Origin of the sequence: Anaerococcus ihuae, from assembly GCF_928368155.1 — a bacterium.
GTDB classification, from domain to species: domain Bacteria; phylum Bacillota; class Clostridia; order Tissierellales; family Peptoniphilaceae; genus Anaerococcus; species Anaerococcus ihuae.
In genome coordinates this window covers 803,231-827,499 of the sequence record NZ_CAKMRU010000001.1, presented here as the reverse complement: position 1 = coordinate 827,499, position 24,269 = coordinate 803,231, and the positions used below count along the sequence as shown (strand labels likewise).

The window sequence follows — 24,269 nt, the reverse complement described above, 5'->3', positions numbered from 1 at the left end:
ACAATACTATTTTTTGTAATCTGAATAATTCAAGTTATTAAAAATAGTAGATATTGAAAAATAGATTATTAATTAATAAGTACATAGGTAGTTAGTGAGTATAACATTATTGAGGTGATTCCTATTAAATATGTGATAAATAATATTGAATTTGTTATTTCTACATGTATATCAGTGCTAGCTATAATTGTTTCAGCAGTTGTTGCTAAAAATATACTAAAAAAAGAATTGAAAGAAAATAGAAAATTAGAACTTGAATTAAAAAATGCTGAAATTTTACAACAAGTAAGAAATCATAAAAACACATTAGTAATAAGACAAATAGATAACATGATAGAAATTTCTTTTGAAATAATTGATTATTTGAATAAAATCGAAAATTTAAAGTTGTCAAATAAACTTTTTTATTTATTAGAAGATATTTCAAAAATTTCAACTATGATCAAAAGATACGATTTGTTTAGGGAATTTGTTGCTGATTATAGATTAAATACTATTAATAAATACGAATACCTTATTAAAAAAATAAACACGAAGAAGCATAGGTTTAAATTGTTAGAAAGTACTATTGAGTTTAATAAAGTAAAGATATCTATTGAACTTCCAGATTTTGAAGAATTAATGGATGATATAATACAAGATACTGAAATTTGCCAAAATATACTTTTAGAAACAAATAAGTTGGAGGAAAATCCTTTAACCACCGATGATGATCGAATAAATTACATGAATAGAAAAATTGAAAGTGAATCAAAAAAAATATTTTTTTCAGAAAGAAATAGTTATGAGATCTTATATGATCAAATGTCATACGCAATAAGTTCATTATATAAATTGCAACCAGTGATATCTGAATTTATTATTGATTTTGAGGAAGACTAAAAATATATATGAGCATTATTAATGTAAAGGTTTAGGAAATATTAGTGGATGGAAGCAGTTATTTTTTTATCATCAAGACTATTATATTAAATTGTGAAATGAAAACTTTTGAAATTAAATTCTTTAAAATTTATGGATAATTTATTTAAACATTCGATTTCAAGCATATGGACAACTTAATTTTAAGTGATGCTAACGTAATAATAAAATAAATGAAAGACATTTGTAATAAGTATTTGTAATAGTAATCAATCAACCGATATTCTATAACGGCGAATTAAAAGAAATAATAAAAGAGAATATAGAAAAAGCCATCACAAGTGATGGAAGTAGTGGAATAGAGGAAATAGACAATGAAATGCTAAAATTTCAAGAGGAGCTTTTAAAAGTCGCTAATGCACAGAAAGACTACGCTGAACTTGCAGACAGGGTGGAAGAGTTAAGAAAAGAAAAAGAGAATATTCTCCTAACTATGGCAGAAGAGAAAAATGGACAAAGCAGGCTAAAAAACAAGGGAAAGATATTGAAAACTGTTTGAAATTATTGAGAAAATTACAAAAGATGAAGCCCTTGATGAAAGATATAGAGATCATTCTTTAGCTGGAATTTACAAGGGTACTCGAGAATGTCATATAGAGCACGATTTTTTGCTGATATATGAAAAAATAGAAGATGTTTTAGTATTATCTTTAGTAAGAACTGGCTCACACTCTGATTTGTTTAAGTAAAACAATATGAATGAGAGACTTCTATGACCTATACCTTGAAAATAAGTATATCGGTGATTTGACCTCTAATAAGATTATTGAAGTAGTGATAATTATTTCAAATAGAATTAATGAGATGTAATTTAACAGATACTGTTTGGAATAGTATAGACAAGAAAATATTAAGTATGAGAAGTAGAATTAATCTACTTCTTTTTTTGTTTCAAAATATGCTATAGAATATGATCTTTCATATTTTTATAAATTGAAGGGCAGTAGATGGATGACATTTGAATGAAGATACCAAGATTTTTTCATCAGTTTTTTCACTCTTGGTTATATAATCTATTGCCAAATTTAGAGTTGATTTTATAGGATGTATTTTTGTAATTGCCATACTAATCACCAGAACTTTCTTTTGATTTATTAAGAAGTAGGGAATGGATCTGCCATATTTCTCTTGATAATTTTTCTATCTGCTTATTAATTGATTCAATTTCATTTTTGTAAATAACACCAGTTGTATTAGTAGCTTTTGCAATCTGATTTATATTATTTGTTGCATTCGAAAGCAGCCATTGTAGGTTTCTAAATGGTTCTAAGTCTACTACATAAATTTCTTTTTCTAATACGCACTTTCTAAGAAAGTGGGACATAGTTTTGCAATTTGCAAGTTTCATTTTCTTTTCAAAAACTTCTTTTTCTTCTTTAGTTAGTTTTATTTCTATTCTTTCATTTCTAAATCTATTTGCCATTTTATTCTCCTTTATAAAATATATTTCGGGGTCTTAGGGTTCTCCCTAACAAGGTAAAAATAAAAAAATGGAGCATTCCGTAAAGGTCTGCTCCATTAATTTTTTCGTAAGTGTCCGTACACTTACTGTGCTTGCTATTAAAGTTATAAGCGTCAAGCGTGTATTAAGTTTTATTAATTATACCGCATTTAAAGAAATTAATAAAGAAGTATAAAGGGCGTTCAAGCAAATATCTTAAATAAGATTACTAAATTTTAAAATCCTTCATGTATTGAAATTAATTATCAAATGAGTTACAATAAAACTGACGGTAGCGTCGGAATTATTTATTGACAGGAGATAAAGTTTTGAATGATAAAAAATTGAAAGTTGGAGAAAAAAGGAAGTTAGAAATTCTGGAAGCGGCAAAAAAATGTTTCTTAGAAAAGGGTTTCCAAAATACAACTATGGAAGATGTTATAGAAAAAGTAAGTTTAAGTAAAGGTGGTGTTTACTATCATTATGGATCAACCTACGAAATGATTTATGATTTTATGAAATTAGGAATCAAATATAGAGGAGAAAAAAGCAAAACTATCGACACATCTAAGTTAACGACTTTAGACGCAATTACTGAGATGATGATGGAAAGAATTTATGATGAAAATGAATTTAAAAGCATCTATGCAATTTTTTTGAAACTACAAAATGAAGATAAAAGATTGTGTGAAATGTTTGAAAATTTAAAAGAAACAAACACAGAAATTTTATCGTCTACATTTCCTCCAAACGATAAGCTATCATCTATTTTTGAAGATGAGTTTTTAGTGACCTTTGTAAATACTTTGATTTTAGGATATGAAAGTTTAAATCAAAAAGAAATTTTTATTGAAAATAAAGAAACAATCAAAAAGATGTTAGAAGAATATTTGAAAAATAAATTTCCTGAATTATTAGGCTGATCTTAAATTATGGTATAAAAATGAATACAAAAAAGACATTTTTAAAGAAATTTTATGAGCTAATAATGACATTATTAATTGTTAGTATTTTATCATTTGTTTTAATGAAATTATCTCCCGTCGATCCAGCCACTGCATATGCTAAAAGACATATCGGAAGTCCATCACCTGAGCAAATTGAAGAAGTAAGAATAAGATTTGGTTTTGACAAACCTGTATATAAGCAATATTTTAACTGGATTAAAAATCTTTGTTCTCTAGACTTAGGACAGTCTTTAAGTAATGGCAAACCAGTCTGGGATAATATAATGTTGGCTTTGCCAAAAACTTTATCTGTTGTTTTCTTTTCCGCAATATTACAGGTAGTTTTGGTATTATCTTTGGGATGCATTACTTTCTTATGGAAGAGCAAGATAATCAATAAACTTACAAATCTCTTATGCCTTATTGGTGTTTCAATTCCTAGCTTTTATATTGCTATTATCTTACTTGATGTATTTGCAGTAAAGTGGGATTTGCTATCAGTAGCAGGTAATATTGGCATTACAAACTATCTACTTCCTGCAATAACTTTAGGGATATTTGGGGCTTCTTTTTATTATCCATTATTTAAAGACGCTTTAGATAAAGAAAATGGTGAATATTATATTATGTTTTTTAGAGCAAATGGTCTAAAGGAATTTACTTTGTTCATGAAACATATATTGCCAAACTCGATAGTAAAGTTAATTCCAAATTTCTTTCAGAGTATTGGACTTATGATTGCAAATGTGGCAATAGTTGAGGGAGTTTTTTCTATTCCAGGATTTGGATATTTGATTGTAAATTCTGTAATAAATCGTGATGCAACGATGATTCATGGGTTGGTTTTCTTTTTAGCATTATTTATTGCACTTGCTAATATAATATCAGATTTGATAAACGATCTTTTGATAAAGGAAAGGGGAGATTAATGAAAATAAACAAAAGGACATTATTTCCTTTCCTAGTGATTTTATTTATATTTTTTGGAAGTTTTTTTGCCCCTAATGATCCCTTAGAAGTTAATCTTCCCCTTAGATTTGCAAATCCAAGTTCTAAGTATCTTTTGGGAAATGATAGTATGGGCAGGTGCGTTTTATCGAGAATACTGTACGGGGGGAAAACTACATTATTTATGGTTATGACGGCATCAATTATTGTTTTTACTTTAGGTTTGCTTTTAGGTACACTAACGTCAAAAGTTACCATGAAAAAGAATGTAATAGTAGATTCGATTATTAATGCTGTAACGGCTATACCACCAATTGCTTATTTAATTATATTTATAGCATCTTGGGGAAATGGAATAAAAACTACATTAATCGCTTTGGTTGTTTCATATATATTGAGATTTTTAAGACTTGTTAGAACTCAAATAAATATTGAATATGATAAAGCTTATTGCACTTGTATGATTTCACTTGGTGCTTCAAAGACTAGGTTGGTTCTAGTTCATATACTACCAAATATATTATTAGATTTAGTTCATTATATTTGTTTGTCCTGTGCGGATATGATTTTAGCAATTACTGGTTTTTCATTTATAGGAATTGGACTTGGAGAAAATGTTGTAGAGTGGGGTTCTATGATTTTAGAAGCGAGAGATTCAATATTTATTAAGCCAGAACTCATAATTTACCCTATTTTTGCAGTTTTTATTACTACAATGTCTTTTAATATTATTGCAAAAGAAGCGAATAGAAGGTGAAGATATGATTTTGGTTAATCAATTACAAGTTACAGATAAAAAAGGAAACAATCTTTTAAATAATATTTCTCTTAGAATTCCTATGGGAAAAATTATTGGTCTCACTGGACCCAGTGGTGCTGGAAAGACTACATTAGTAAACACAATACTTGGGATTTTATCAGAGGATTTAAAAGTAAGTTCTGGAACTATTACTATAGATGATTTCGATATATTGGAAAAAGATAATATCAATAGCAACAATAGAAACATCGCTTTTATTCCTCAACTTCCCATGATTTCTTTTGACAAAAGAAAAAAGATAAAAAGTCAAATGGTTGAAATATATATTGCTAATCTTAATATAAATAAATCAGAAGCATTAAGTATAGCAAAAGATAAGCTCAAAAGCGTCAATCTTGAATATGAAAGAGTTTTAGATTCATATCCAACTGAACTCTCTGGAGGCATGATTCAGCGTGTGATTTTAGCGATATCTATGGGACTAAATACTGATTATATAATTGCTGATGAACCAACATCAGCCTTAGACAATTATAACTCATCATTATTTTTTGAATTGATTAAAGCAAATTTCAAAGGGAAAGGGATTTTATTAATAACACACGATGCCGAAATTCTTAAAAAATATAGCGACTGCATCTATGTGATAGAAAATGGGTGTGTTATAGAAAAGGGTAGTAGTAAAGATATATTTGAAAGTCCTAAAGAGGAATGGACAAGAAAATTTGTTGAATGTAGTCAGAAGATATTAGATTCTGGAGGTGAATGGGAGTGGACGAAATAGCTATGAGTAATGTTAGTCTTTCTTTTGAAACAGTAAAGGGGACATTTAAAGCTCTAGATCAAATTTCCTTTTCACTTAAAAGGGGAGATAACTTAAGTTTAATTGGTGAAAGCGGATCTGGTAAAAGCACCATTGCAAAAGCATTAATAGGATTAGAAAGAATAGATGAAGGATCTATACTCTATGATTCTGTAGATATCTCAAAATTAAAATTAAAAAAAATAAGAAAATATAGAAAAAATATCCAATCTGTTTTCCAGGATACATCTGGTACTTTAAATCCTGGTATAAGCACTTTTAAAAATTTGGAAGAAGGGCTTATTAATTTAACAAACTTGTCGAAAAAGGAAAGAAAGGAAAAGGTGTTATTATTTTGCGAGGATTTACATTTAAAAAAGGAAGTATTAGATGTGCCCGTTCACCAACTATCTGGAGGCGAGCAAAGAAGATTGTCGCTCATAAGAGCCCTTATGGTTAATCCTGATTTTTTAATACTAGATGAGGTTACAGCTGGGCTTGACTTACTGACGATTGAAAAAGTATTAAATTTACTTTTTTATTATCAATCTAAGCATAGTATTTCTTATATTTTTATCACTCATGATATAAATCAAGCAAAACAGATTTCAGATTATATCATAGAAATAAAGAAAGGAAAAATATTTAGAGAAGGAAAATTGCAAAGGAGATAGAAATGATCAAACTTAGAAAAAATATGATGGTTTTATTGGCACTTGTATTTAGTTTTTCAATTTTACTAGGAGGTTGCCAAAAGAATCAAGAAAAAGCACAAGAAAATTCAAATGTAGCAAGTGAAAACACAAAAGATGAAAGCAAGAAGGTTTTAACCTTATGTACTGCTAAAGAACTGACAAACCTTACGACTTTAACAATGAATAAGGAAAATAATATGGCTTGTGGTTTAATTTACGAAACCCTAGTAGCTTATGAAAACGGTGAAATTGTACCAAAACTTGCTGAAAGCTTTGAATATAAAGATGATGGCAAAACTTTAGTCTTTAAATTAAAGGACGGGGTAAAGTTTTCAGATGGTGAAGATTTTAATGCTGATGCAGTAAAAAAGATATTAGATTTTGATAAGTCTAACCCTAATTTTGCAGGCATAAGGGCTGTTGCAGAGATAAAATCAACAGAAGTTATTGATGATAATACGATTGCTGTTCACTATGAAAATCCGTCTAAATTTTATATAAATGGCTTTTGTTTCCAAAATGTATTGGGGATGCCATCTCCAAAGTCATTTACTGAGGGAAACTTTGAGAAATTTAACAAAAATATAGGAACAGGTCCTTATGTATATGAAGAATTTAAATCTGGAGAATATACAAAATTTGTTAGAAATGAAAATTATCATGGGGAAAAACCTTATTATGATGAAGTTATTGTCAAATATATTCCCGATGCTTCCTCAAGACTTCAAGCCTTAAATAAGGGGGAAATAGATTTAATTTATGGAGCAGATTTAATAAATTATGATGACTTCAAAAAAGGTTCTGAAATTAAGGATGTTACTGGAGAAGTCAATAAAAATAGGACTTTGACTAAGAATCTAATTTTAAATCCAAGTAAAAAAGAATTAGAAGATTTAAAAGTTCGCCAAGCAATTAATTATGCAATTAACAAAAAAGACATTGTCGACAGTTTAACATACTCATATGAAGATGTAGCTGAAACTTTATTCCCTAAAGATGTAGCTTATTGTGATGCAAATTATCCAACTAATTATAGTTATGCTCCTGAAAAAGCAAATAGCTTGTTAGATGAAGCGGGTTGGAAACTCAATAAAGATACAGGAATTAGAGAAAAAGACGGAAGTCCATTAAAGCTTCAATATGTTTACTGGTCAGATTTAGTACTTGCTAAGGAAACTGCACTTGCAATAAAGACGCAATTAAAAGAAGTAGGTATAGATGTTGACCTAGTTGAAAAAGATCAAATGTCATGGTGGACAGATGGTATAAAGGGAGAATTCCATTTGACAACCTGGAATACAGAGGGTTCTTATACTGAACCTCATAAGTTTTTACAAGAATCAATCACTGAAATGGATCCACATTTGATGCCGTTAAAAGCACTTTCTGATTCAAACATATATATTGATGCAATAAAGAAGGCTTCCACTTCTACAAACGAAGGGGAGATTAAAGATAATATACAAAAAGCTATAGTATATTCAAACGAAAACGCTATGGATTTGCCTCTTTCTTATTCAAAAGAAATGATTTTGTATAGGAATGACAAAATTGGTGGATATGACTTTACAAGTACACCACAATTTTTCAATATTTACAGTGTAAAAGCTAAGGCAAGTAAATAAGTTATAATATTTATGTAAGTCTCTTTAGAAATATTCCATTTCTAAAGAGACTATATTATAAAGGAAACATTAGCAATGAATAATATCGATATTATATTTTTACATGGCTCAATGCATGGAGCGTGGTGTTGGAATAATTTTGTTAATTACTTAAATGTTAAAGGGCATAGAACATTTGCAATAGATTTTAAATGGGAAAATAGCAAAGATATAGAAATAAAAGATTATATTGATATTTTAGACAGTACAGTAAAAAAATGTAATAACAAAGTTGTTTTGGTAGCCCATTCTATGGGAAGTTTAGTTGCTTTAAATTACGCGAAATTTAATTCAAATAAAGTCTATAAAATTATATTGATTTCACCTTTACCTATAAAAAATGTTTTAACATCAATGATGTTTATAGGGATAAAAATGCTTACAAAGTCGAGAGAAACCCTATTTTTTTCAGAAAATAGGGTAGATAATAAAGAATATTATATTAATAAACTGAGGAAAGATCCAATTAAAGCACAAATACAAGTTTTAAAAGGGTTTAAAACAAACAAAAGCATTACAAGCATACCCACACTGGTTTTAACATCTTGGAATGATAATTGTGTACCAGTTAAATTTTCAATTAGGACAGGGAAAAGATTAAAAAGTAAAATTATAGTTTTAAATGATATTTGTCATGATATGATGCTTGACAACGATTGGGAAATTGTGGCGAAAGAAATTTATAATTTTTTAATGACAAATTAAGGAAGGGATTTTATGGATTTAATAAAACAATATGTAAGTAAAAGAAAAGGATCATATTTTGCATCCGTCCTACTTGCGATAGTGGGAGTGGTGGCAGGTTTTTTTTCCTATATATACATGGCAAAAATCGTTGTAAACTTAATTAATGGTGCAAATGATATGAATTTATATACTCCCCTATGCATAAATATTTTAATAACATTTGTTATTAAAGAAGTGGCAGCAGGAATATCAACAAGTATTTCCCATACCGCAACCTTTAATTCATTAGGAGAAATTAGAAATGATATTTCTAAGAAACTTTTTAAGATGCCACTGGGAGATGTTCTTTCAAGAACATCTGGAGAATTAAAAAATATTATAGTTGAGCAAGTTGATTCTATGGAAACTTCACTTGCCCACCTAGTGCCAGAATTTACTGCAAATTTAGTAGGACCTATTCTATTATTTATTTACATGTTTACATTAGATTGGCGTTTAACTTTATTATCACTAATTCCATTTGTGGTAGGAATGTCTATTATGATGTCTGTTATGAACGCTCATTATAAAGAAATGTTTGGAAAGTCAGTTGCTATTGGTCAACATATGAATAATTCCATTGTTGAGTATATAAATGGGATAGAAGTAATAAAGACCTTTAATCAAAGCGAATCATCTTATAAAAAATATGCTGATGCAGTTTATGATAATGCAAGCTTTTATTATAACTGGATGGGTGAATCTATGAATAGGGTTGCCATAGGTAGATTACTTTCTCCTATGGGAATTATTACAATCATACCCTTTGGGATTTTATTTTATATAAATGGAAGTATTGATTTAGGAAATTTAATTACCTTAATCGTCTTATCCTTTGCTACGGTTTCTAGCATTTTAAAAATCATGAACTATATGGATGATATGTCAAGAATATCAACTATAACTTCTGAAATAGGAAAAATTTTAGATTCAAGAGAGTTAGAAAATATTGACAAGGGAGAAAAAATAGAATCCTATAATATAGAACTTCAAGATGTAGACTTTTCTTACGATGGAAAAAAGAAAGTCATTGATAATCTTTCTATGGAAATAAAAGAATCTAATGTTTCAGCCCTCGTTGGTCCTTCTGGGTCAGGCAAGTCCACAATAGCAAAACTTATTGCTGGATTTTGGAATGTAGATAAGGGATCTATTAAAATTGGCGGAGTAGAAACAAAAGATGTGTCGCTCGAAAACTTGTCTTCACTTATTTCTTTTGTATCCCAAGACAATTTCCTCTTTGATATGACTATAAAGGAAAATATTAGGCTTGGAAATAAGAATGCCTCTGACGAAGAAATTATAGATGTATGTAAAAAATCTGCCTGCCATGATTTTATTATGAATCTATCTAACGGTTATGATACAAGAGTTGGCGAAGGTGGAGGTCATCTATCTGGAGGAGAAAGACAAAGGATATCTATTGCTCGTGCCATGCTAAAAAATGCACCAATTGTAATTTTAGATGAAGCAACTTCTTATATAGATCCTGAAAATGAAGCTCTCATACAAAACGCCTTGGCAAATCTAGTTAAGGGTAAAACTTTAATCATAATCGCTCATAGGCTAAAGACAATTGTTGATGCAGATAGGATATTTGTTATTAAAGATGGCAAATTAAATTCTTATGGTACTCATGAAGAACTATTAAAGTCATCAGAACTTTATAAGGAAATGTATGCTGCAAATTTAAGGGGTGATGAAAATGCTTAATGTGTTTAAAAAGATATGGAATTTTTCAAAAGAAGAACAGGTAAATATTAAGAAATCCATTCTCGCTGGATTTTTGCACGCAGTATTTAATGCCCTTGAGTTTGGTGCAATTTACTATATGCTAGTAAATATATTCTCTAAAACTTTAGACTATAAGGCAATCTTTATTTGCCTTGGAATCTTAATAGTTTCCCTTGTTGGAAAAATCATGACACAAAAATCATCTCAAATGGCACAAACTCACGCGGGATATTTTATGGCTGCCCATAAGAGAATAGAAATAGGCGAGAAGATAAAAAGAGTTCCCATGGGTTTCTTTTCAGACTTTTCACTGGGAAGACTTACAAGTATTGCCACATCTAATCTTTCCCAAGCAGAGCAATGGGTGCCTATGCTACTGGTTCTTGTACTTGGTGGAGTTTTAAATACTTTAGTCTTTCTCCTTGGAACTTTAATATTTAATGTAAAGGTAGGGTTTGTTGCAGTAGCAGGTGTGGTAGTATTTTTCATCGTTACATCAATGATGGAGAAAAAATCATCAGCTAATGCAGACAAAATGACAGAAACGCAGACAAGACTTACAAAAGAAGTATTAGCAACTTTACAAGGAATGCAGGTTATAAAATCTTATAATCTTGGTGGAGAAAATAACAGGGCTTTGAGAAAGTCTATAAAAGATACATCAAGAATACTCTTAGACCTGGAGAAATCTGTAGCACCATACACAGTTATTCAAAGAATTGTAATGGGAATAACAACAGTAGCTATGGTCTATGTATCTTTAAAATTAAATTTATCTGGTGAACTTCCACTTGCTGAAACAATTCTTATGATTATGGCATCCTTTATTATCTTTGAAGGCTTAATCGGGGCAGGATCAAACATGGCAATCCTAAGAGCTTGCGAAAATGCCATAGATTCTGTAGGTTTTATCGACTCTATGCCTGATATGAGAGAAGGAAGTATTACAGAGCCTATAAAAAATCATGATATAGTCTTTAAAAATGTCAGCTTTTCTTATGATGACAGACCAATTTTAAAAAATGTATCAGCAGAGATAAAAGAAAATACCATGACTGCCATAGTTGGTCCATCTGGATCTGGTAAGACCACATTTTGTAATCTCATAGCAAGATTTTGGGATGTAAACTCTGGCGAAATTTTAATAGGTGGAAAGAATATTAAAGATTATAAGATAGAAAACCTTATGGATTCAATTTCCATGGTATTTCAAGATGTATATCTATTTGAAGATACAATTGAAAATAATATAAAATTTGGAAAACAAAATGCAAGCCATGAAGAAGTTGTAGAAGCTGCAAAAAAAGCAAGATGTCATGAATTTATAGAAGCTTTACCAGAAGGATATGACACTATCATTGGGGAAGGTGGAGCAAGCCTATCTGGTGGAGAAAAACAAAGAATTTCTATTGCAAGAGCTATGCTAAAAGATGCAGACATAATTATATTTGATGAAGCAACAGCAAATATAGACCCAGAAAATGAAGATAAACTTAAAGAAGCAATTGAATCATTAACAAAAAACAAAACAGTAATTATGATTGCCCACAGACTAAAAACCATAAGAAATGCAGATCAAATTTTAGTTTTAAAAGATGGGGAAATAGTAGAACGTGGAAATCATGAAGAACTGATTAAAAATAATGGACTTTATTCTGACCTTATAAATGCAAAAGCTAAGGCGGAATCATGGAAATTAAATAATTGATAGGAAGAAATATTAAAGTCTTTAAACAGTAAAATTTAGAAAATAGGATTTATGCCTAATAGCATAAGTCCTCTTTTTATGTTCAAATTAATCATTGAAACTCAAAAATACTATAAAAAAATAAAAATTCTGGTTACCAAAGAGGGCAAATTTCACTTTATAAAGTGAGGGGTATTTGTCATCTTTCTATAAGAATCAAAATACTTTGAAGTGTGAAGATTCTTGAAATTGATTATGTGAGATTAGTATATTTTAAATTTAATCCACTTAACAAGGTAAAAAAATTAACTTACATAGGAGGTTAAAATGCAAGCAATAAAGATTTATAGTATGAGAGTTGCTATTTTATGTAGACTTTATGATCTTAAATTAATTAATGATAAGGAATATACAAAAATTAAGAACAGGCTAGAAAATGATTATAAGAAGAGAGATAGAAAGTAGTCAATCTTGTGATATAATAACACTGTAGAAAGATACAAAATGGGAAGGAGGTAAAATGAATACTAAAGTAAAATTAATAAAAGCTTCAAATACAGGAGCTAGAAATAGAAATGCACTACATTTAGATTTAAAACGAGTTGCAGCATATTGTCGAGTTAGCACTGATAGTAAAGATCAACTTGAATCATATAAATCGCAAGTTAATTATTACACAAATCTAATAAAAAATAATAAGAACTGGACTCTGGCTGGTATATATGCAGATGAAGCAACAACAGGAACAACTGCTACTAAAAGAGCAGATTTCATGAGGCTAATAAGTGATTGCCAAAATGGAGATATAGACATGATAATTACTAAATCTATATCAAGATTTGCTAGAAATACATTAGATACCCTAAAGTATGTAAGACTATTAAAGGAAAACAATGTTGGAGTAGTATTTGAAGAAGAAAATATAGATACTGTGACAATGGATGGAGAGTTACTATTAACAATATTAAGTTCAGTAGCTCAACAAGAAGTAGAAAATACCTCAGCCCATGTAAAAAAAGGACTGAAAATGAAAATGGAAAAAGGGGAGCTTATTGGTTTTCAAGGTTGCCTTGGATATGATTATGACCCTATAACAAAAAGCATCTCTATAAATGAAGAAGAAGCCAAAATTGTTAGATATATCTTTAAAAGATATTTAGAAGGCAATGGCGGCTCAGTCATTGGTAGAGAACTAGAAGAGCAAGGATATCTCACCCCGAGAGGTAAAACAAAATGGTCTGATACTACAGTGTTAGGAATAATTAAAAATGAAAAGTATATTGGCGATATACTAATGGGAAAGACCTTCACAGTTGATCCCATAACAAAAAGAAGACTAGCAAACTTTGGTGAATCTGATAAATATCACATTGAAAATCATCACGAGCCAATTATATCAAGAGAAGATTTTGAAAAGGCACAGGAGATTAGACTTAGGAGAGCACAAAACAGAAACACCATAGCTAACAAGGATAGAAAAAGAGAAAAACTATCAAGACAATATGCTTTTTCAAGTATGCTTGAATGTGGATTTTGTGGAGAAATACTTTCAAGAAGAACTTGGCATACAAGTTCAATTTACAAAAAAATAAACTGGCAATGTGTAAGGTCAACTAAAAAAGGTAAAAAATATTGCCCTCATTCAAAAGGAATACAAGAAGCAGCAATAGAAAAAGCATTTGTTGAAAGCTATAGGCAATTATGCCATGCAGATTCAACAGTAATAGATGACTTTTTAAAAATTGTTGAAGAAGAAATAAATGATAATACTTTAGTCAAAGATTTGAAAAAGATAGAAAATGAATTAAACAGAATCATTAGTCAAGAAAGAAAGTTAGTTGATCTTCATTTAGAAGATAGTATAGACGAAGAAGTTTATGCTAAAAAGTATAAAAAACTTACAAAACAAAAAGAAGAATTACTTGATGAAAAGAAAACACTAGAGCTAACTATCAAAGATGAAAACTCTATTAAAGAAAGACTAAAGCAATTTAAAAAGGTCTTAGAAAACAAAGAAATTATAGAGGAATTTAATAGAACAGTATTTGAAAGCATAGTTGATAAAGTCGTGGTGGGTAGAATTGACAAAGACGGAACAGTTCATCCTTATGACTTAACATTCTATTTCAAAACAGGAGTTAAAGATAGTCAAGATTCTAATAATTTCAAAGATAAAAGAAAAAATGCCAAAGACAATGACATTAATAAATTGTGCTCCTACAAGAATGACGAGGATAAAAAATTATGTTCCCAATCAAAAGACAACGCATGTGGAGACGGTAGCTCTGTTGTACAAACTAAATACAGAACATCATTTAGATATAGAAATAGGGGAAGATGAATTATCTGAAATTGACTTTTCAAAAGGCGCAACTTATGGAGAAATTAAAAAGTATGTGTTAGATAAATACGGACTAAAAGTTTCAAGCCTATATATTGCACAAATAAAAAGGAAACATGGTCTAATAGAGAGAGAAAATTATAATTTTAGTAAGAAAGAAAATCAAAGAGTGCCAAATTGCCCAGAAGAAAAAGAAAAAGCAATCGAAGATGCTTTAGAGCATTTTGGAATGATTTAAATAATATCTAAGATTGAAAATTTTAAAATTAAGACTTAAAAACTTTAAGATTAAAAAGATATGTACTTCTTATATAACCTAAGAAGATTAATTGAAAATCAGGGGAACGATGATGGTAAAATAAAAAATTTTAACAACTAAAGAAGAATTAGGCATTAATGCCAAAGAGGTTTTTATGAAGTTAAAAATACTGAAAAAGACTTGTTAGAATTGAAAATTTTAGATCATTGTGCAGGGGTTCGTGTCATAATAGTGATAGAGGCAAATAGTTATGTAAATATAAAGAGTTCAAGACTTCTACCAAAGTTTAAAACTCAAAAAATAAATAGTTGGTGTGCTGCTTAGAGTAACCATTTTGATAATGTGGATGCGAAACAAAAAGAGATAATCAGACTTCGTAAAAAATTGAAACAGGTTGAAATGGAGAATGATATTTTAAAGCTAGCTGCACTACTGTTAGGCAAAAAATAGACCTCATTATCTCGAACCGAGATAAATATAGCATTAGTGCAATGTGTAGACTACTTGGGGTCACAAGAAGTTTAGTCTATTATCATTTGAACAAAGAAAAAGATGTGAAATTAGATGAAGATGAAAAACTAATAGAAGAAATAAAAGAAATATTCAGAAGAAGTAGAAACAACTATGGAACACGCAAAATAAAAAAAGAACTAGGGAAAATTGGATATAAAATATCGAGAAGAAAAATAGGCCGAATAATGAAGAAAAATGGCCTAGTCTCAAACTATACAGTAGCACAATATAAAGTAATAAGATCCAAATGCAACGAAGAAGACATCCCTAACCTTTTAAATAGATAATTTGACAATAGAGACTATTTAGAAGCAATAGTAAGAGACCTAACATATGTAAGAGTAGGAAAAAAATGGAATTATATATGTTTAATAATAGACTTAAACAGCCGTGAAATAATAGGATACTCATCAGGTAAAAACAAAGATGCAAATCTAGTAGCAGAAGCATTTTACTCAATAAGGCAGCCACTAAATCGTATAAAAATATTTCACACAGACAGAGAAAGAGAATTTAAAAATATAAAAATAGAAGAAATATTAAAGGTATTTGGGATAAAAAGATCGCTAAGTAAAAAAGGAAGCCCATATGATAACGCAGTAAGCGAAGCAGTCAATAAAGTAATGAAGACAGAATTCATATATCAGGAGAACTTTACTAATTTCCAAGAACTTAATCTAAAATTAGCAGAATACGTATATTGGTATAATAACCTAAGAATTCATGGATCTTTAGGATATAAAACACCAGTAGAATATAGAAAAGCAGAATAAAAAGCTCTGGAAGTTTCATAAATTAAATAAAATATATGAACAGACTGTCAAGGGCAAATTTCAATGAAATTTGGGCGAAGCCTTTACCCTTGATTGTCTGAGAATATATTTTATAATCTAAAGAAACTTTCAAGCTTGATAATGTTCGGTTATAAATTGTCTAAAAAAGGGTTGCCATTCCATGTATTTGGGTTCATTAGAAGAATGCCGAGCAATGGGTAACATGACGCTGATGTGTTTATACACAAAAAAGCTACACGTGCGTTGGCTGACAACAGGGAGCTAAGTAAATTAACACCAGCTAAAATGTTTGACGCTATTAATAAATGACAAGTATATGAAATTGGTTTTACCTAGTTTAAAAAAGAAATTATAATGAAAATATGGAGGCTAAGAATATGAAGATTAATAATGAATGTTGTTGTGGATGCAAAACAGAAAAGCCGGATCAAATTAAAGACAATTGTCCTGTATGTAATAATGAAGGGATTTCCGTTAGTAAAGTAACTGTTGAACATCTAGTGGTAGATGATTATCGTAATGCTGTTAACGGAGATCAATATAAGATTTGCATGAACGAGGACTGCGACGTTGTTTACTATAACTTAGATAATGAAATAAAATTCTTGAAAGACCAAGTTAGAGTTCCTATCTGGTTTAAGAAAGATGCAGATCCTAAGTATGCTTGTTATTGTAGCGAAGTCACAGAAAATCAGGTAATTGAAGCAGTTGTAAAGCATGGCGCGAAATCCGTAAAAGAAGTAAATGCCATCACTGGGGCAATGAAAAATTCTAATTGTAAAGAAAACAATCCGTTGGGAGTTTGTTGTCATAAGATTATTCAGGAAGCTATCGATAAAGGCTTGAAAATGAAATAATTACAGTCGATATGTTCCTACAAACGAGAGCCAATCTTTGATATGTTTCCATCTACGAGCGTGGATATGTTCCCCATAACCTTAGGGGTTGAGAATGCAGTTTTGATAGCTATCAAGGCAACTCGACACACGTTGAAGCAGCAATTCTGATGACGTATTGTGGTTTGGACAAGGAATAATAGGAGTCAACCACAACATGTAGTGGTTTGAGTACGAAAATCGGGTCAAAAACAGGCTAAAAAATACCGTTTTTTGACCCTTTTAAATAGGGCATTTGACAGATGACATTTGATGTTTCGGGATTAAAAATCCATAGGGTGAGGTAGATTAGCACAGAACTTTATTGAATAGAGAAATTAAAAGTGATATAATCAGTTGCATAAGGAGGAGTTAAATATGTGTACATGTATTGCAGTAGTAGATATTACTTTATCTCATTTATAATGAAAAAAATTAAAGGAGGTAAAGGTATGGGTATGTTTTCTATATTTGTTATTGAGAGATTTCATTATCAACTAAACCAAAAATAATTGGTTATAATGAGCTCTTAAGATTAGTTCATTATAACCGGCAAGGAGAAGGTTATAATGAAACAGAAAAACCCGAAAAATACGCAAAATTTCATTACATCTAAAAAGCATGTAAAGGAAATATTAAAATATACGAATATCAATAAACAAGATAAAATAATAGAAATTGGGTCAGGAAAAGGACATTTTACCAAGGAACTTGTGGAAATGAGTCAACGGGTGAATGCTATAGAGATTGATGAAGGTTTATGTCATGCCACGAAAAAAGCAGTTGAACCTTTTCAGAATATAAAAGTTATTCATGAGGATATTTTGAAGTTTAGCTTTCCTAAAAATACAGACTATAAAATATTTGGTAATATTCCCTACAATATTAGTACTGATATTGTAAAAAAGATTGCTTTTGATAGTCAAGCGAAATATAGCTACCTTATTGTAGAGAGGGGATTTGCTAAAAGGTTGCAAAATACCCAACGAGCTTTAGGTTTGCTGTTAATGGTGGAAATGGATATAAAAATTCTTAAAAAAGTGCCACGAGCATATTTTCACCCTAAGCCTAATGTAGATTCTGTATTGATTGTACTTGAAAGGCATAAACCATTTATTTTAAAGAAGGACTACAAAAAGTATAGATTTTTCGTTTATAAATGGGTAAACAGGGAATATCATGTTCTTTTTACTAAAAATCAATTAAGACAGGTGCTGAAGCATGCGAATGTTACTGATCTTGATAAATTATCCAATGAACAATTTTTGTCTGTTTTCAATAGTTACAAATTATTTCAATAAATTAAAAATAATTAAGCGTTCTCTAACTTTAAGAGAACGCTTAATCTTATTACATTGAAAAATGCATTCTATTATTTTCAATTATTATGATATAACATAACTATCATTTTACTTATTTGCATATTTGCACGAAAATATAGTTATCGATGACTATTCTGATAATAGCAACTAATATAGTCAATGATAACTCAAAATTTATTGATATAGTAGGTATATGTGCAACTAATTAATGAAGAAATAATATTTAAAGGAATTTGAAATGTAGCAAATAGATGTATTAGAATATCTGATATTCTAATACATCTATTTGTATATAAATCAAGATTAAATATCGAGAATATGGTGGCGAAGTTTAGGTCAACTAAAGACCAATAAACTTCGTCATTTTTTTATGCTTAAAAATAGAAAGAAAGGATTGGGAACAATGTCAAAATTATTTATGTATGGTACATCCTTGGAAGGAATAGAGCAATTGATGGTTATGGTTCCAAATTTCCAGCCAAGAGGAAATGGAATAATCATCAATAATTATTTTAATTGCCAAGGGGGTGATGGAGATTGCAAGATTGGTGTGATTAATGTTGATGATGATTGTAAGGAGTGTGGACACATTGGTTCAAACTTCAAAATCAATGTGGATAGATGTAGATATAAGGATCTAGTCAGAGAGTGCTTTGGAAAGATAAATAATTATTATTTAAAGGAAAGATTAGAAAGTCTAGCAAATAATTTCAAGGGGGAAATCTTTTTAAATCATAACCACAAAGAAAGATTCTATAATTTTCTTCGAAACCAAGATCTAGATATTCATGATATATCCCCAAGATTTATTGCTATCCTATTTTTACTTACTGCCGATGAAAATCTATGGAAGGTTTCTGAAAATCATATTTTAAATGTTAAGTTTGGCTTAAAACAAATATGTCTTCGGGATATAGATACCAATGGCTATGCCTTATACCAAACTGCAAAGACCCTATCAACTGGAAAGGAGTGTATAAGAATCAATGAGCTAGCAGATAGGGAATTAATAGATGACTATATATTTAAATCAATAATTAACTCTGCCTTAATCAATAGATACGGGACAGAGTTATTTTTAATTAATAAATAGAATGGAGGAAAAAGATTGAATATAACTATTAAAAAATCAAGGGATGATGATAAAAGAAAAACCATATGGATTCCAATGGAGGAAGATAAACTACAAGAGGTATGCAATGAATTAGGAATAGAAATGAGTACAAGGTCAAACTGTTATATAGAAGGCAGTAGGGATGAAAGATTTTCAAATATACTGGCTGATAAAAATGTAAATATAGATGAACTAAACTATTTAATGAAAAGATTTGATGGGTTCAGTCCAAGGGAAATAGAAAAGTTTTGTGCTGCGACCTTTACAGAAGAACCTAATACAATGGCAGATTTAGTAAGCCTAAGTTTCAACTTGCATTGCTATAGCCTTATAAATAACTTCAGCGATTTTGATAAGCTAGGCAAGGATCTATATTAAACTGAGAAAATGGCAGTAGCAACTAAAGAATTAGATGAACTAGATGGAGAAGAATATGCAATGGAAGTAATAAAAAACAATAAAAGTGCTAGAGTAACTCCTTATTTCGTCTTTTGACTCATCAAGTATTTTTAATATTCTTGGTGCCTATTTTTGTATTAAATGTAATAAATGAAAAGTTTATATGTATACAGAAAGACTATATGGTAATATATTCAATTAACGAGAAAAAGAATATTAGAAAGATATTTTATATTATTTTGGGGACTGAATTAATATTTTATATTTTGGGACAAATTTTTTTTCAAGGAATTAATTATTTTATAACAGGTGAAGTGTATTTAATTAGTATTAAGTTTAATGTATTAACAATTTTAGAAATTCTATCTGCAAGTTATATAGTTCTATCTATTTTATTACTATTAAAAAAGGATTTGTTTACTTATATAAACTATTACATTTTATTAATGGTACTTTTAGTAGTTAATAGTGGATATATTACATTTCCGATGACTATAAAAGTTTTAAGTTTACTACAACATGATTATATAAAACTACTACTATCAAGAACATTTTTGTTTTTGTTAACCTTCTTTATTTTTAAAATGTCTCTTAAAAGATATAGTAGTAAATTTTATGGTGGATAATAATGGATAAATTGGCATATATTGGAGTTATAAATCATGATGAAAATGTTGAATATCCATTAAATTTTTCCAGTGATGGTATTTATGAAGTTGTTTGTAAATTTAATGGTGGATGTGAAATAAAAATCAAATCAAGTAATTATATAGATGCTCATGAAATTCATAAAGATTATTATAAATTTCACATTAATGTTTTTCTGCCAATTATTGGACTAATAGGTTTAGTATATGGGGTAAAGGAAAAGGATAAGTTGTTTATGGCATTAAATATCCTTTTGATTTTATTACTTCCTATAACAATGTTCGTAGGTCATCTAGTAGGATCTCCTTAAGTAATATAATAAGCTTAGAGTAAAATTTTGTAAATAATCTTAAAAAGATATAAGTTTATCTGCTTATAGCATTTTATCTCTCCACTTCCTTCCCATAAGTGATTTTCATAGTTTTTCCTATACTGAAAAAGGTCAGAAAATTCTTCTTTATTCAAAGAATGCTCTTGCATAAGGGTATTCTTTTTTATTGCAACTTATCGAGTCTGATTAATATTTCTTTTATGTTTGGTAATATTTTATAGATTTCTAAAATTTCATTAGTAGCTATTTTATAAATAGAAAGTTCGATATAATACTTCTCTGTAAATTGGTTTTATTCAGTTTTTTTACATTTTTATACTTCATGATGTAAGATCTTTATTTCAGTTTCAATTTTTTAAAATTTATTCAGTGGATGTTGTATATCATAAGAAAATAACTAGCTTTAAATCAATTTCTCCAAACCTAGATTTTATATCTACATCTATTTATTTTAGTACAGATAAGATTGAGCGATTACATCAATACGATTATGTCCTAAGTATTTGCTGGTTATTAACATAGCTTTTCGATCTAATATTTCTCCAGCTCTATCATTTCTCATGATGTATCTTTCTCCTCCTTCTGAAATTAAACCACCAGGTATTTCATCTATTGGTCTTGCATAATGATTATAAATTCTCTTGGCGTATACTGCTCTGTAGTGGTGGTTGTCATAATGAGAAGGTAATTTTGGTGCTATTTTAAGCTCTCCAGCTTCTTTAAAAATATTTATTATTTCATCTGTTTCTTCTTTATCTTTGCCCATGATTAAAGCTAAGCGTTTTTTTCCACCTTTTCCTTGTCTAACTTTTACATAATATTTTCCGTTGATTTCTTTTAAATCAACCCCTCTTACAGCTTCCATTTCTTTTTTTCTTAATCCTGTAGAGCTTGTTATTTTAGAAAATTTTCTTTCTAGCTCTTCTGATATGTGTTTATCTCTTTTAGCTTCATATCGACTTCTTTTAATTGATTTTCTTGTCCTTGGAGCTGTCGCTATAAAGTTTGTAGATGATGTTCTTAAAACCTTTGCTATAGCTGATTTAGATGTGCTAATTGAGTAAGCAGATAAGTCTTGATTTGTTAAGTTTTTCAGATATTCATTTACGTGTTCTGTTTTAACTTGTTGCATTTTCTTTATTTCAGGATAATTTTCTTTCAAAAATTCTGCAAATTTATAACATTGTTTTTTGTATGTCTTATAAGTTGTAACGCTATAAATTTTATTTATTGTTGTAGTTGATAAATCATTTTTATCGTCATTTCTTGATGTACTCATACCATCATTTAACATTCTTGTTAATCTATCATAAATCTGATTTTTTAAAATGTTTTTTTGCTTTCTTTTATCCCATTTTTTAGTTTTTTTCTTTTCTTCATCTATTATTCCAAATTCTTTGTTAAAAGCTTTGTTTGTGATATTAAAAGACATAGAATGCTCCTTTCAAATATATAACTATCTTTTTAAAATTAAAGCTCTTAAAAACGATTCTAGAGCCTTATTTGTTACTCTAATTGTTAAGACTAAGCTTTTTATACTACCGAGTCCGTAGAAGCTTCTAAGTTGTCCAATCTAAGACAAAACACATTTTTTAAAGAGCTTGGCTTGCTCTAAAGTACACATTTTTAGATTGATAGCTTGGCTTGCTATTTAATGCTTTTGTAAGTGAATTCCTACACTATACATTTTTTTACATACTTAAAATTTTTGCTCTATAAATCTTTTTTATTTTTTTCTTACTTCATATTTTGCGACTTCCTCTCTTTGTTTCCTCATTTTTGATCACTTATCTTTTTTATTTTCTCCATACCATCAATCTTCTATTTATAATTTGTCAGAAAAGGTTCTTAATAACAAAAGAGTTTAAAAACTTATCCTTGGTAAATACCCTAAATCTGTTTATACGTCCATAAATGGACCGTATAAACAGATTTTATTTATTGGAAATCCTGTGTAGAAAATAAAAATATTAAATTTTCTGACATATAAGAGATAGATTAAAAACTTTCTTTTATATGGGGGAATTATGAAAATAGAAAAAAACATCTTAGTAAGATATGAGAAATTTCAACGCATTGGCTTTGATAGAGTGAAATTTAAGAATGTAAGAGTTACCGAGTATGAGATTAATCACTTAATAAGCTTATATCAGAACTCATATGGAATAACGAAATTTAGTTATTATAGAAAAGAACTGAAATCCATTCGAATTGAAAGGGGAGGAATTGGGCGATTGGAGATAAGAAGAGAGAATTGTTGCAACATAGATTGTGGCTTATATGCAAGAATAGATTTTTCGCCAACGGACATTCTAGGACAAAATATAGAAAATTTTTCTTTAGAAGAATTAAAAGATGTGGTTGTGGAAATTAAAAATATATTATACGAAGATTATAAAATTGAGATAGATATATCAAATGTCATTTTTAACTATTGTGAAATTAACTACAATTATTTAACGACAGGTAATACTAAAGATTTTGAAGACCCATTACGTACTCTGGTTAGATTTATCCCGTATATGAAAATTTGCATAGATATTGAAAACCATAAAGAGAAAGACGGCTATGAATCCAAAACAATAACAGCACAAAATCAACGACATAAAATTACATTTTATGATAAATTAAAAGAAACAAAAAAGAAGCATAAAAATAAAGAAATCGTCATCGTTGATGAAAATGGAGAGATACTAAATGGGAGTATTTATAGATATGAGCATACAATAAAAAAAACAGATAAGTTTAAAGATTTTTTTGAAGAAACAAATCTTTTTAATTTAAATGAAGAAGTGTTTCGTCAAAAATTATTCTTATATTTAGAAAAAAATCTTTTTAAGCCATATGAAAAGCAAAAATTAATGTGTAGAGACCTTCTTGTGAAAGCCGTTAAAAAATATAGGGAAAAGGATCGAAGAGGAAAAGAGTGGGGAAGCTTAATGATTAGCGATATCCTAATTCAAGAAAGGCAATTAGGTTATCAAATACTTTTTGATTCAGATGATTTGTTAGAAATTGTTAGTGAAGTTTTTTTAAAAGATAAAAACAAAGGGCGCATTTTAGGATATATAAAAAGACTGTTATGCAAGGAGCCGTATCTTTATTATTCTAAAAATAAAAAAGAGAAAGTTGAAAATTTAGTTTATAGTATAAAAAGTCAATTTCATGACCTCATTAAATGAGGATAGAAGTGATATGTATTGTGAAAAAGGATAGATATTCGATTGGTGTAAGTAGTAGAATTTAAAGAAAGTATTACTCTCTTTAGTTAGTGTAAAAGATAAGTAGCAATCTCTTATAATAATAGGAAGAATTTTCAATGACGACAAGTTTGTTATTGGATATTAA

Annotated in this window: 24 protein-coding genes and 3 pseudogenes; 23 read left to right on the top strand and 4 right to left on the bottom strand. The window is 29.2% G+C overall.

Annotated features, from left to right (window positions below; all coding sequences use genetic code 11):
- Positions 1 to 174 precede the first annotated feature (174 nt).
- From L6653_RS04015 to L6653_RS04010, 3 genes are all read left to right on the top strand, one after another.
- Positions 175 to 882 carry a hypothetical protein gene (locus L6653_RS04015; RefSeq protein ID WP_051008245.1) on the top strand — a complete coding sequence of 236 codons (708 nt, stop codon included), beginning with the start codon at positions 175 to 177 and terminating at the stop codon, positions 880 to 882.
- A 358-nt stretch (positions 883 to 1,240) separates the two neighbouring features.
- A complete protein-coding gene (locus L6653_RS08800) occupies positions 1,241 to 1,420 on the top strand; it encodes a hypothetical protein (protein WP_019117953.1) in 180 nt (59 codons plus the stop codon).
- Positions 1,413 to 1,610, top strand: coding sequence for a type II toxin-antitoxin system YafQ family toxin (locus L6653_RS04010; RefSeq protein WP_083857213.1), 198 nt, complete (start codon positions 1,413 to 1,415; stop codon positions 1,608 to 1,610). Before L6653_RS08800 ends, L6653_RS04010 begins: the two co-directional genes overlap by 8 nt.
- A gap of 235 nt (positions 1,611 to 1,845) precedes the next feature.
- Here L6653_RS04010 and L6653_RS04005 read toward each other — a convergent pair.
- Together L6653_RS04005 and L6653_RS04000 are read right to left on the bottom strand one after the other, a co-directional pair.
- Positions 1,846 to 1,986: pseudogene (locus L6653_RS04005) on the bottom strand (relaxase); the annotation flags it as partial.
- A 1-nt stretch (position 1,987) separates the two neighbouring features.
- Positions 1,988 to 2,344, bottom strand: a complete 357-nt coding sequence (locus tag L6653_RS04000) for a plasmid mobilization protein (protein ID WP_236785613.1) — start codon at positions 2,342 to 2,344, stop codon at positions 1,988 to 1,990.
- A 347-nt stretch (positions 2,345 to 2,691) separates the two neighbouring features.
- Here L6653_RS04000 and L6653_RS03995 point away from each other — a divergent pair, with 347 nt between their 5' ends.
- The 19 genes and pseudogenes from L6653_RS03995 (at position 2,692) to L6653_RS03910 (ending at position 20,900) form a co-directional block, all read left to right on the top strand.
- Positions 2,692 to 3,285, top strand: coding sequence for a TetR/AcrR family transcriptional regulator (locus tag L6653_RS03995; protein WP_236785612.1), 594 nt, complete (start codon positions 2,692 to 2,694; stop codon positions 3,283 to 3,285).
- Between the two features lie 20 nt (positions 3,286 to 3,305).
- Positions 3,306 to 4,238, top strand: coding sequence for an ABC transporter permease (locus L6653_RS03990; RefSeq protein WP_236785611.1), 933 nt, complete (start codon positions 3,306 to 3,308; stop codon positions 4,236 to 4,238).
- Positions 4,238 to 5,014, top strand: a complete 777-nt coding sequence (locus tag L6653_RS03985) for an ABC transporter permease (RefSeq protein ID WP_004816322.1) — start codon at positions 4,238 to 4,240, stop codon at positions 5,012 to 5,014. The genes L6653_RS03990 and L6653_RS03985 overlap by 1 nt, the downstream gene beginning before the upstream one ends.
- 4 nt (positions 5,015 to 5,018) lie before the next feature.
- Positions 5,019 to 5,801 (top strand): ATP-binding cassette domain-containing protein, encoded by a 783-nt coding sequence (locus L6653_RS03980; RefSeq protein WP_236785610.1) that lies wholly within the window; start codon positions 5,019 to 5,021, stop codon positions 5,799 to 5,801.
- On the top strand, positions 5,783 to 6,493 hold the full coding sequence (locus L6653_RS03975) for an ATP-binding cassette domain-containing protein (protein ID WP_236785609.1): 711 nt from the start codon (positions 5,783 to 5,785) through the stop codon (positions 6,491 to 6,493). The genes L6653_RS03980 and L6653_RS03975 overlap by 19 nt, the downstream gene beginning before the upstream one ends.
- Before the next feature lie 2 nt (positions 6,494 to 6,495).
- Entirely contained in the window at positions 6,496 to 8,139 is a 1,644-nt protein-coding gene (locus L6653_RS03970; protein WP_236785608.1) for an ABC transporter substrate-binding protein, read from the top strand.
- A 75-nt stretch (positions 8,140 to 8,214) separates the two neighbouring features.
- Positions 8,215 to 8,883 (top strand): alpha/beta hydrolase, encoded by a 669-nt coding sequence (locus L6653_RS03965; RefSeq protein WP_236785607.1) that lies wholly within the window; start codon positions 8,215 to 8,217, stop codon positions 8,881 to 8,883.
- A gap of 12 nt (positions 8,884 to 8,895) precedes the next feature.
- Complete coding sequence (locus L6653_RS03960) at positions 8,896 to 10,617, top strand: ABC transporter ATP-binding protein (protein WP_236785606.1); 1,722 nt, start codon at positions 8,896 to 8,898, stop codon at positions 10,615 to 10,617.
- Positions 10,610 to 12,346, top strand: coding sequence for an ABC transporter ATP-binding protein (locus L6653_RS03955; RefSeq protein WP_236785280.1), 1,737 nt, complete (start codon positions 10,610 to 10,612; stop codon positions 12,344 to 12,346). The genes L6653_RS03960 and L6653_RS03955 overlap by 8 nt, the downstream gene beginning before the upstream one ends.
- Before the next feature lie 306 nt (positions 12,347 to 12,652).
- The gene (locus L6653_RS03950; RefSeq protein ID WP_236785281.1) at positions 12,653 to 12,790 is read left to right on the top strand and encodes a hypothetical protein; all 138 of its coding nucleotides are present in this window, start codon (positions 12,653 to 12,655) and stop codon (positions 12,788 to 12,790) included.
- A gap of 55 nt (positions 12,791 to 12,845) precedes the next feature.
- Complete coding sequence (locus tag L6653_RS03945; protein WP_236785605.1) at positions 12,846 to 14,666, top strand: recombinase family protein; 1,821 nt, start codon at positions 12,846 to 12,848, stop codon at positions 14,664 to 14,666.
- On the top strand, positions 14,614 to 14,904 hold the full coding sequence (locus L6653_RS03940; protein ID WP_236785604.1) for an RNA methyltransferase: 291 nt from the start codon (positions 14,614 to 14,616) through the stop codon (positions 14,902 to 14,904). The genes L6653_RS03945 and L6653_RS03940 overlap by 53 nt, the downstream gene beginning before the upstream one ends.
- A gap of 357 nt (positions 14,905 to 15,261) precedes the next feature.
- Positions 15,262 to 16,211: pseudogene (locus tag L6653_RS03935) on the top strand (IS3 family transposase); the annotation flags it as partial.
- Positions 16,212 to 16,609: 398 nt separating this feature from the next.
- Positions 16,610 to 17,089, top strand: coding sequence for a Csac_0668 family 2Fe-2S cluster-binding (seleno)protein (locus L6653_RS03930; RefSeq protein WP_000700631.1), 480 nt, complete (start codon positions 16,610 to 16,612; stop codon positions 17,087 to 17,089).
- Between the two features lie 404 nt (positions 17,090 to 17,493).
- On the top strand, positions 17,494 to 17,619 hold the full coding sequence (locus L6653_RS08795; RefSeq protein ID WP_017650677.1) for an erythromycin resistance leader peptide: 126 nt from the start codon (positions 17,494 to 17,496) through the stop codon (positions 17,617 to 17,619).
- A gap of 57 nt (positions 17,620 to 17,676) precedes the next feature.
- Positions 17,677 to 18,408 carry a 23S rRNA (adenine(2058)-N(6))-methyltransferase Erm(A) gene (gene erm(A) / locus L6653_RS03925; RefSeq protein ID WP_000810833.1) on the top strand — a complete coding sequence of 244 codons (732 nt, stop codon included), beginning with the start codon at positions 17,677 to 17,679 and terminating at the stop codon, positions 18,406 to 18,408.
- A 424-nt stretch (positions 18,409 to 18,832) separates the two neighbouring features.
- Positions 18,833 to 19,522, top strand: coding sequence for a hypothetical protein (locus tag L6653_RS03920; RefSeq protein ID WP_000039974.1), 690 nt, complete (start codon positions 18,833 to 18,835; stop codon positions 19,520 to 19,522).
- A gap of 15 nt (positions 19,523 to 19,537) precedes the next feature.
- Positions 19,538 to 19,921 carry a hypothetical protein gene (locus L6653_RS03915; protein ID WP_001027813.1) on the top strand — a complete coding sequence of 128 codons (384 nt, stop codon included), beginning with the start codon at positions 19,538 to 19,540 and terminating at the stop codon, positions 19,919 to 19,921.
- A 649-nt stretch (positions 19,922 to 20,570) separates the two neighbouring features.
- Positions 20,571 to 20,900, top strand: a complete 330-nt coding sequence (locus L6653_RS03910) for a hypothetical protein (protein WP_000359188.1) — start codon at positions 20,571 to 20,573, stop codon at positions 20,898 to 20,900.
- A 73-nt stretch (positions 20,901 to 20,973) separates the two neighbouring features.
- Here L6653_RS03910 and L6653_RS03905 read toward each other — a convergent pair.
- Both L6653_RS03905 and L6653_RS03900 read right to left on the bottom strand, forming a co-directional pair.
- Positions 20,974 to 21,210, bottom strand: a pseudogene (locus L6653_RS03905) (hypothetical protein); the annotation flags it as partial.
- A 162-nt stretch (positions 21,211 to 21,372) separates the two neighbouring features.
- On the bottom strand, positions 21,373 to 22,353 hold the full coding sequence (locus tag L6653_RS03900; protein ID WP_000009490.1) for a site-specific integrase: 981 nt from the start codon (positions 22,351 to 22,353) through the stop codon (positions 21,373 to 21,375).
- Positions 22,354 to 22,948: 595 nt separating this feature from the next.
- Here L6653_RS03900 and L6653_RS03895 point away from each other — a divergent pair.
- Positions 22,949 to 24,103 (top strand): hypothetical protein, encoded by a 1,155-nt coding sequence (locus L6653_RS03895; protein ID WP_000687657.1) that lies wholly within the window; start codon positions 22,949 to 22,951, stop codon positions 24,101 to 24,103.
- Positions 24,104 to 24,269: the final 166 nt, after the last annotated feature.

Bases quoted from the DNA above. Each gene is read 5' to 3' on its own strand.
- L6653_RS08800 (WP_019117953.1), top strand. From the start codon at position 1,241: ATGCTAAAATTTCAAGAGGAGCTTTTAAAAGTCGCTAATGCACAGAAA.
- L6653_RS04000 (WP_236785613.1), bottom strand. From the start codon at position 2,344: ATGGCAAATAGATTTAGAAATGAAAGAATAGAAATAAAACTAACTAAA.
- L6653_RS03990 (WP_236785611.1), top strand. From the start codon at position 3,306: ATGAATACAAAAAAGACATTTTTAAAGAAATTTTATGAGCTAATAATG.
- L6653_RS03985 (WP_004816322.1), top strand. From the start codon at position 4,238: ATGAAAATAAACAAAAGGACATTATTTCCTTTCCTAGTGATTTTATTT.
- L6653_RS03980 (WP_236785610.1), top strand. From the start codon at position 5,019: ATGATTTTGGTTAATCAATTACAAGTTACAGATAAAAAAGGAAACAAT.
- L6653_RS03975 (WP_236785609.1), top strand. From the start codon at position 5,783: ATGGGAGTGGACGAAATAGCTATGAGTAATGTTAGTCTTTCTTTTGAA.
- L6653_RS03970 (WP_236785608.1), top strand. From the start codon at position 6,496: ATGATCAAACTTAGAAAAAATATGATGGTTTTATTGGCACTTGTATTT.
- L6653_RS03965 (WP_236785607.1), top strand. From the start codon at position 8,215: ATGAATAATATCGATATTATATTTTTACATGGCTCAATGCATGGAGCG.
- L6653_RS03960 (WP_236785606.1), top strand. From the start codon at position 8,896: ATGGATTTAATAAAACAATATGTAAGTAAAAGAAAAGGATCATATTTT.
- L6653_RS03955 (WP_236785280.1), top strand. From the start codon at position 10,610: ATGCTTAATGTGTTTAAAAAGATATGGAATTTTTCAAAAGAAGAACAG.
- L6653_RS03950 (WP_236785281.1), top strand. From the start codon at position 12,653: ATGCAAGCAATAAAGATTTATAGTATGAGAGTTGCTATTTTATGTAGA.
- L6653_RS03945 (WP_236785605.1), top strand. From the start codon at position 12,846: ATGAATACTAAAGTAAAATTAATAAAAGCTTCAAATACAGGAGCTAGA.
- L6653_RS03930 (WP_000700631.1), top strand. From the start codon at position 16,610: ATGAAGATTAATAATGAATGTTGTTGTGGATGCAAAACAGAAAAGCCG.
- L6653_RS08795 (WP_017650677.1), top strand. From the start codon at position 17,494: ATGTATTGCAGTAGTAGATATTACTTTATCTCATTTATAATGAAAAAA.
- L6653_RS03920 (WP_000039974.1), top strand. From the start codon at position 18,833: ATGTCAAAATTATTTATGTATGGTACATCCTTGGAAGGAATAGAGCAA.
- L6653_RS03910 (WP_000359188.1), top strand. From the start codon at position 20,571: ATGGATAAATTGGCATATATTGGAGTTATAAATCATGATGAAAATGTT.
- L6653_RS03900 (WP_000009490.1), bottom strand. From the start codon at position 22,353: ATGTCTTTTAATATCACAAACAAAGCTTTTAACAAAGAATTTGGAATA.
- L6653_RS03895 (WP_000687657.1), top strand. From the start codon at position 22,949: ATGAAAATAGAAAAAAACATCTTAGTAAGATATGAGAAATTTCAACGC.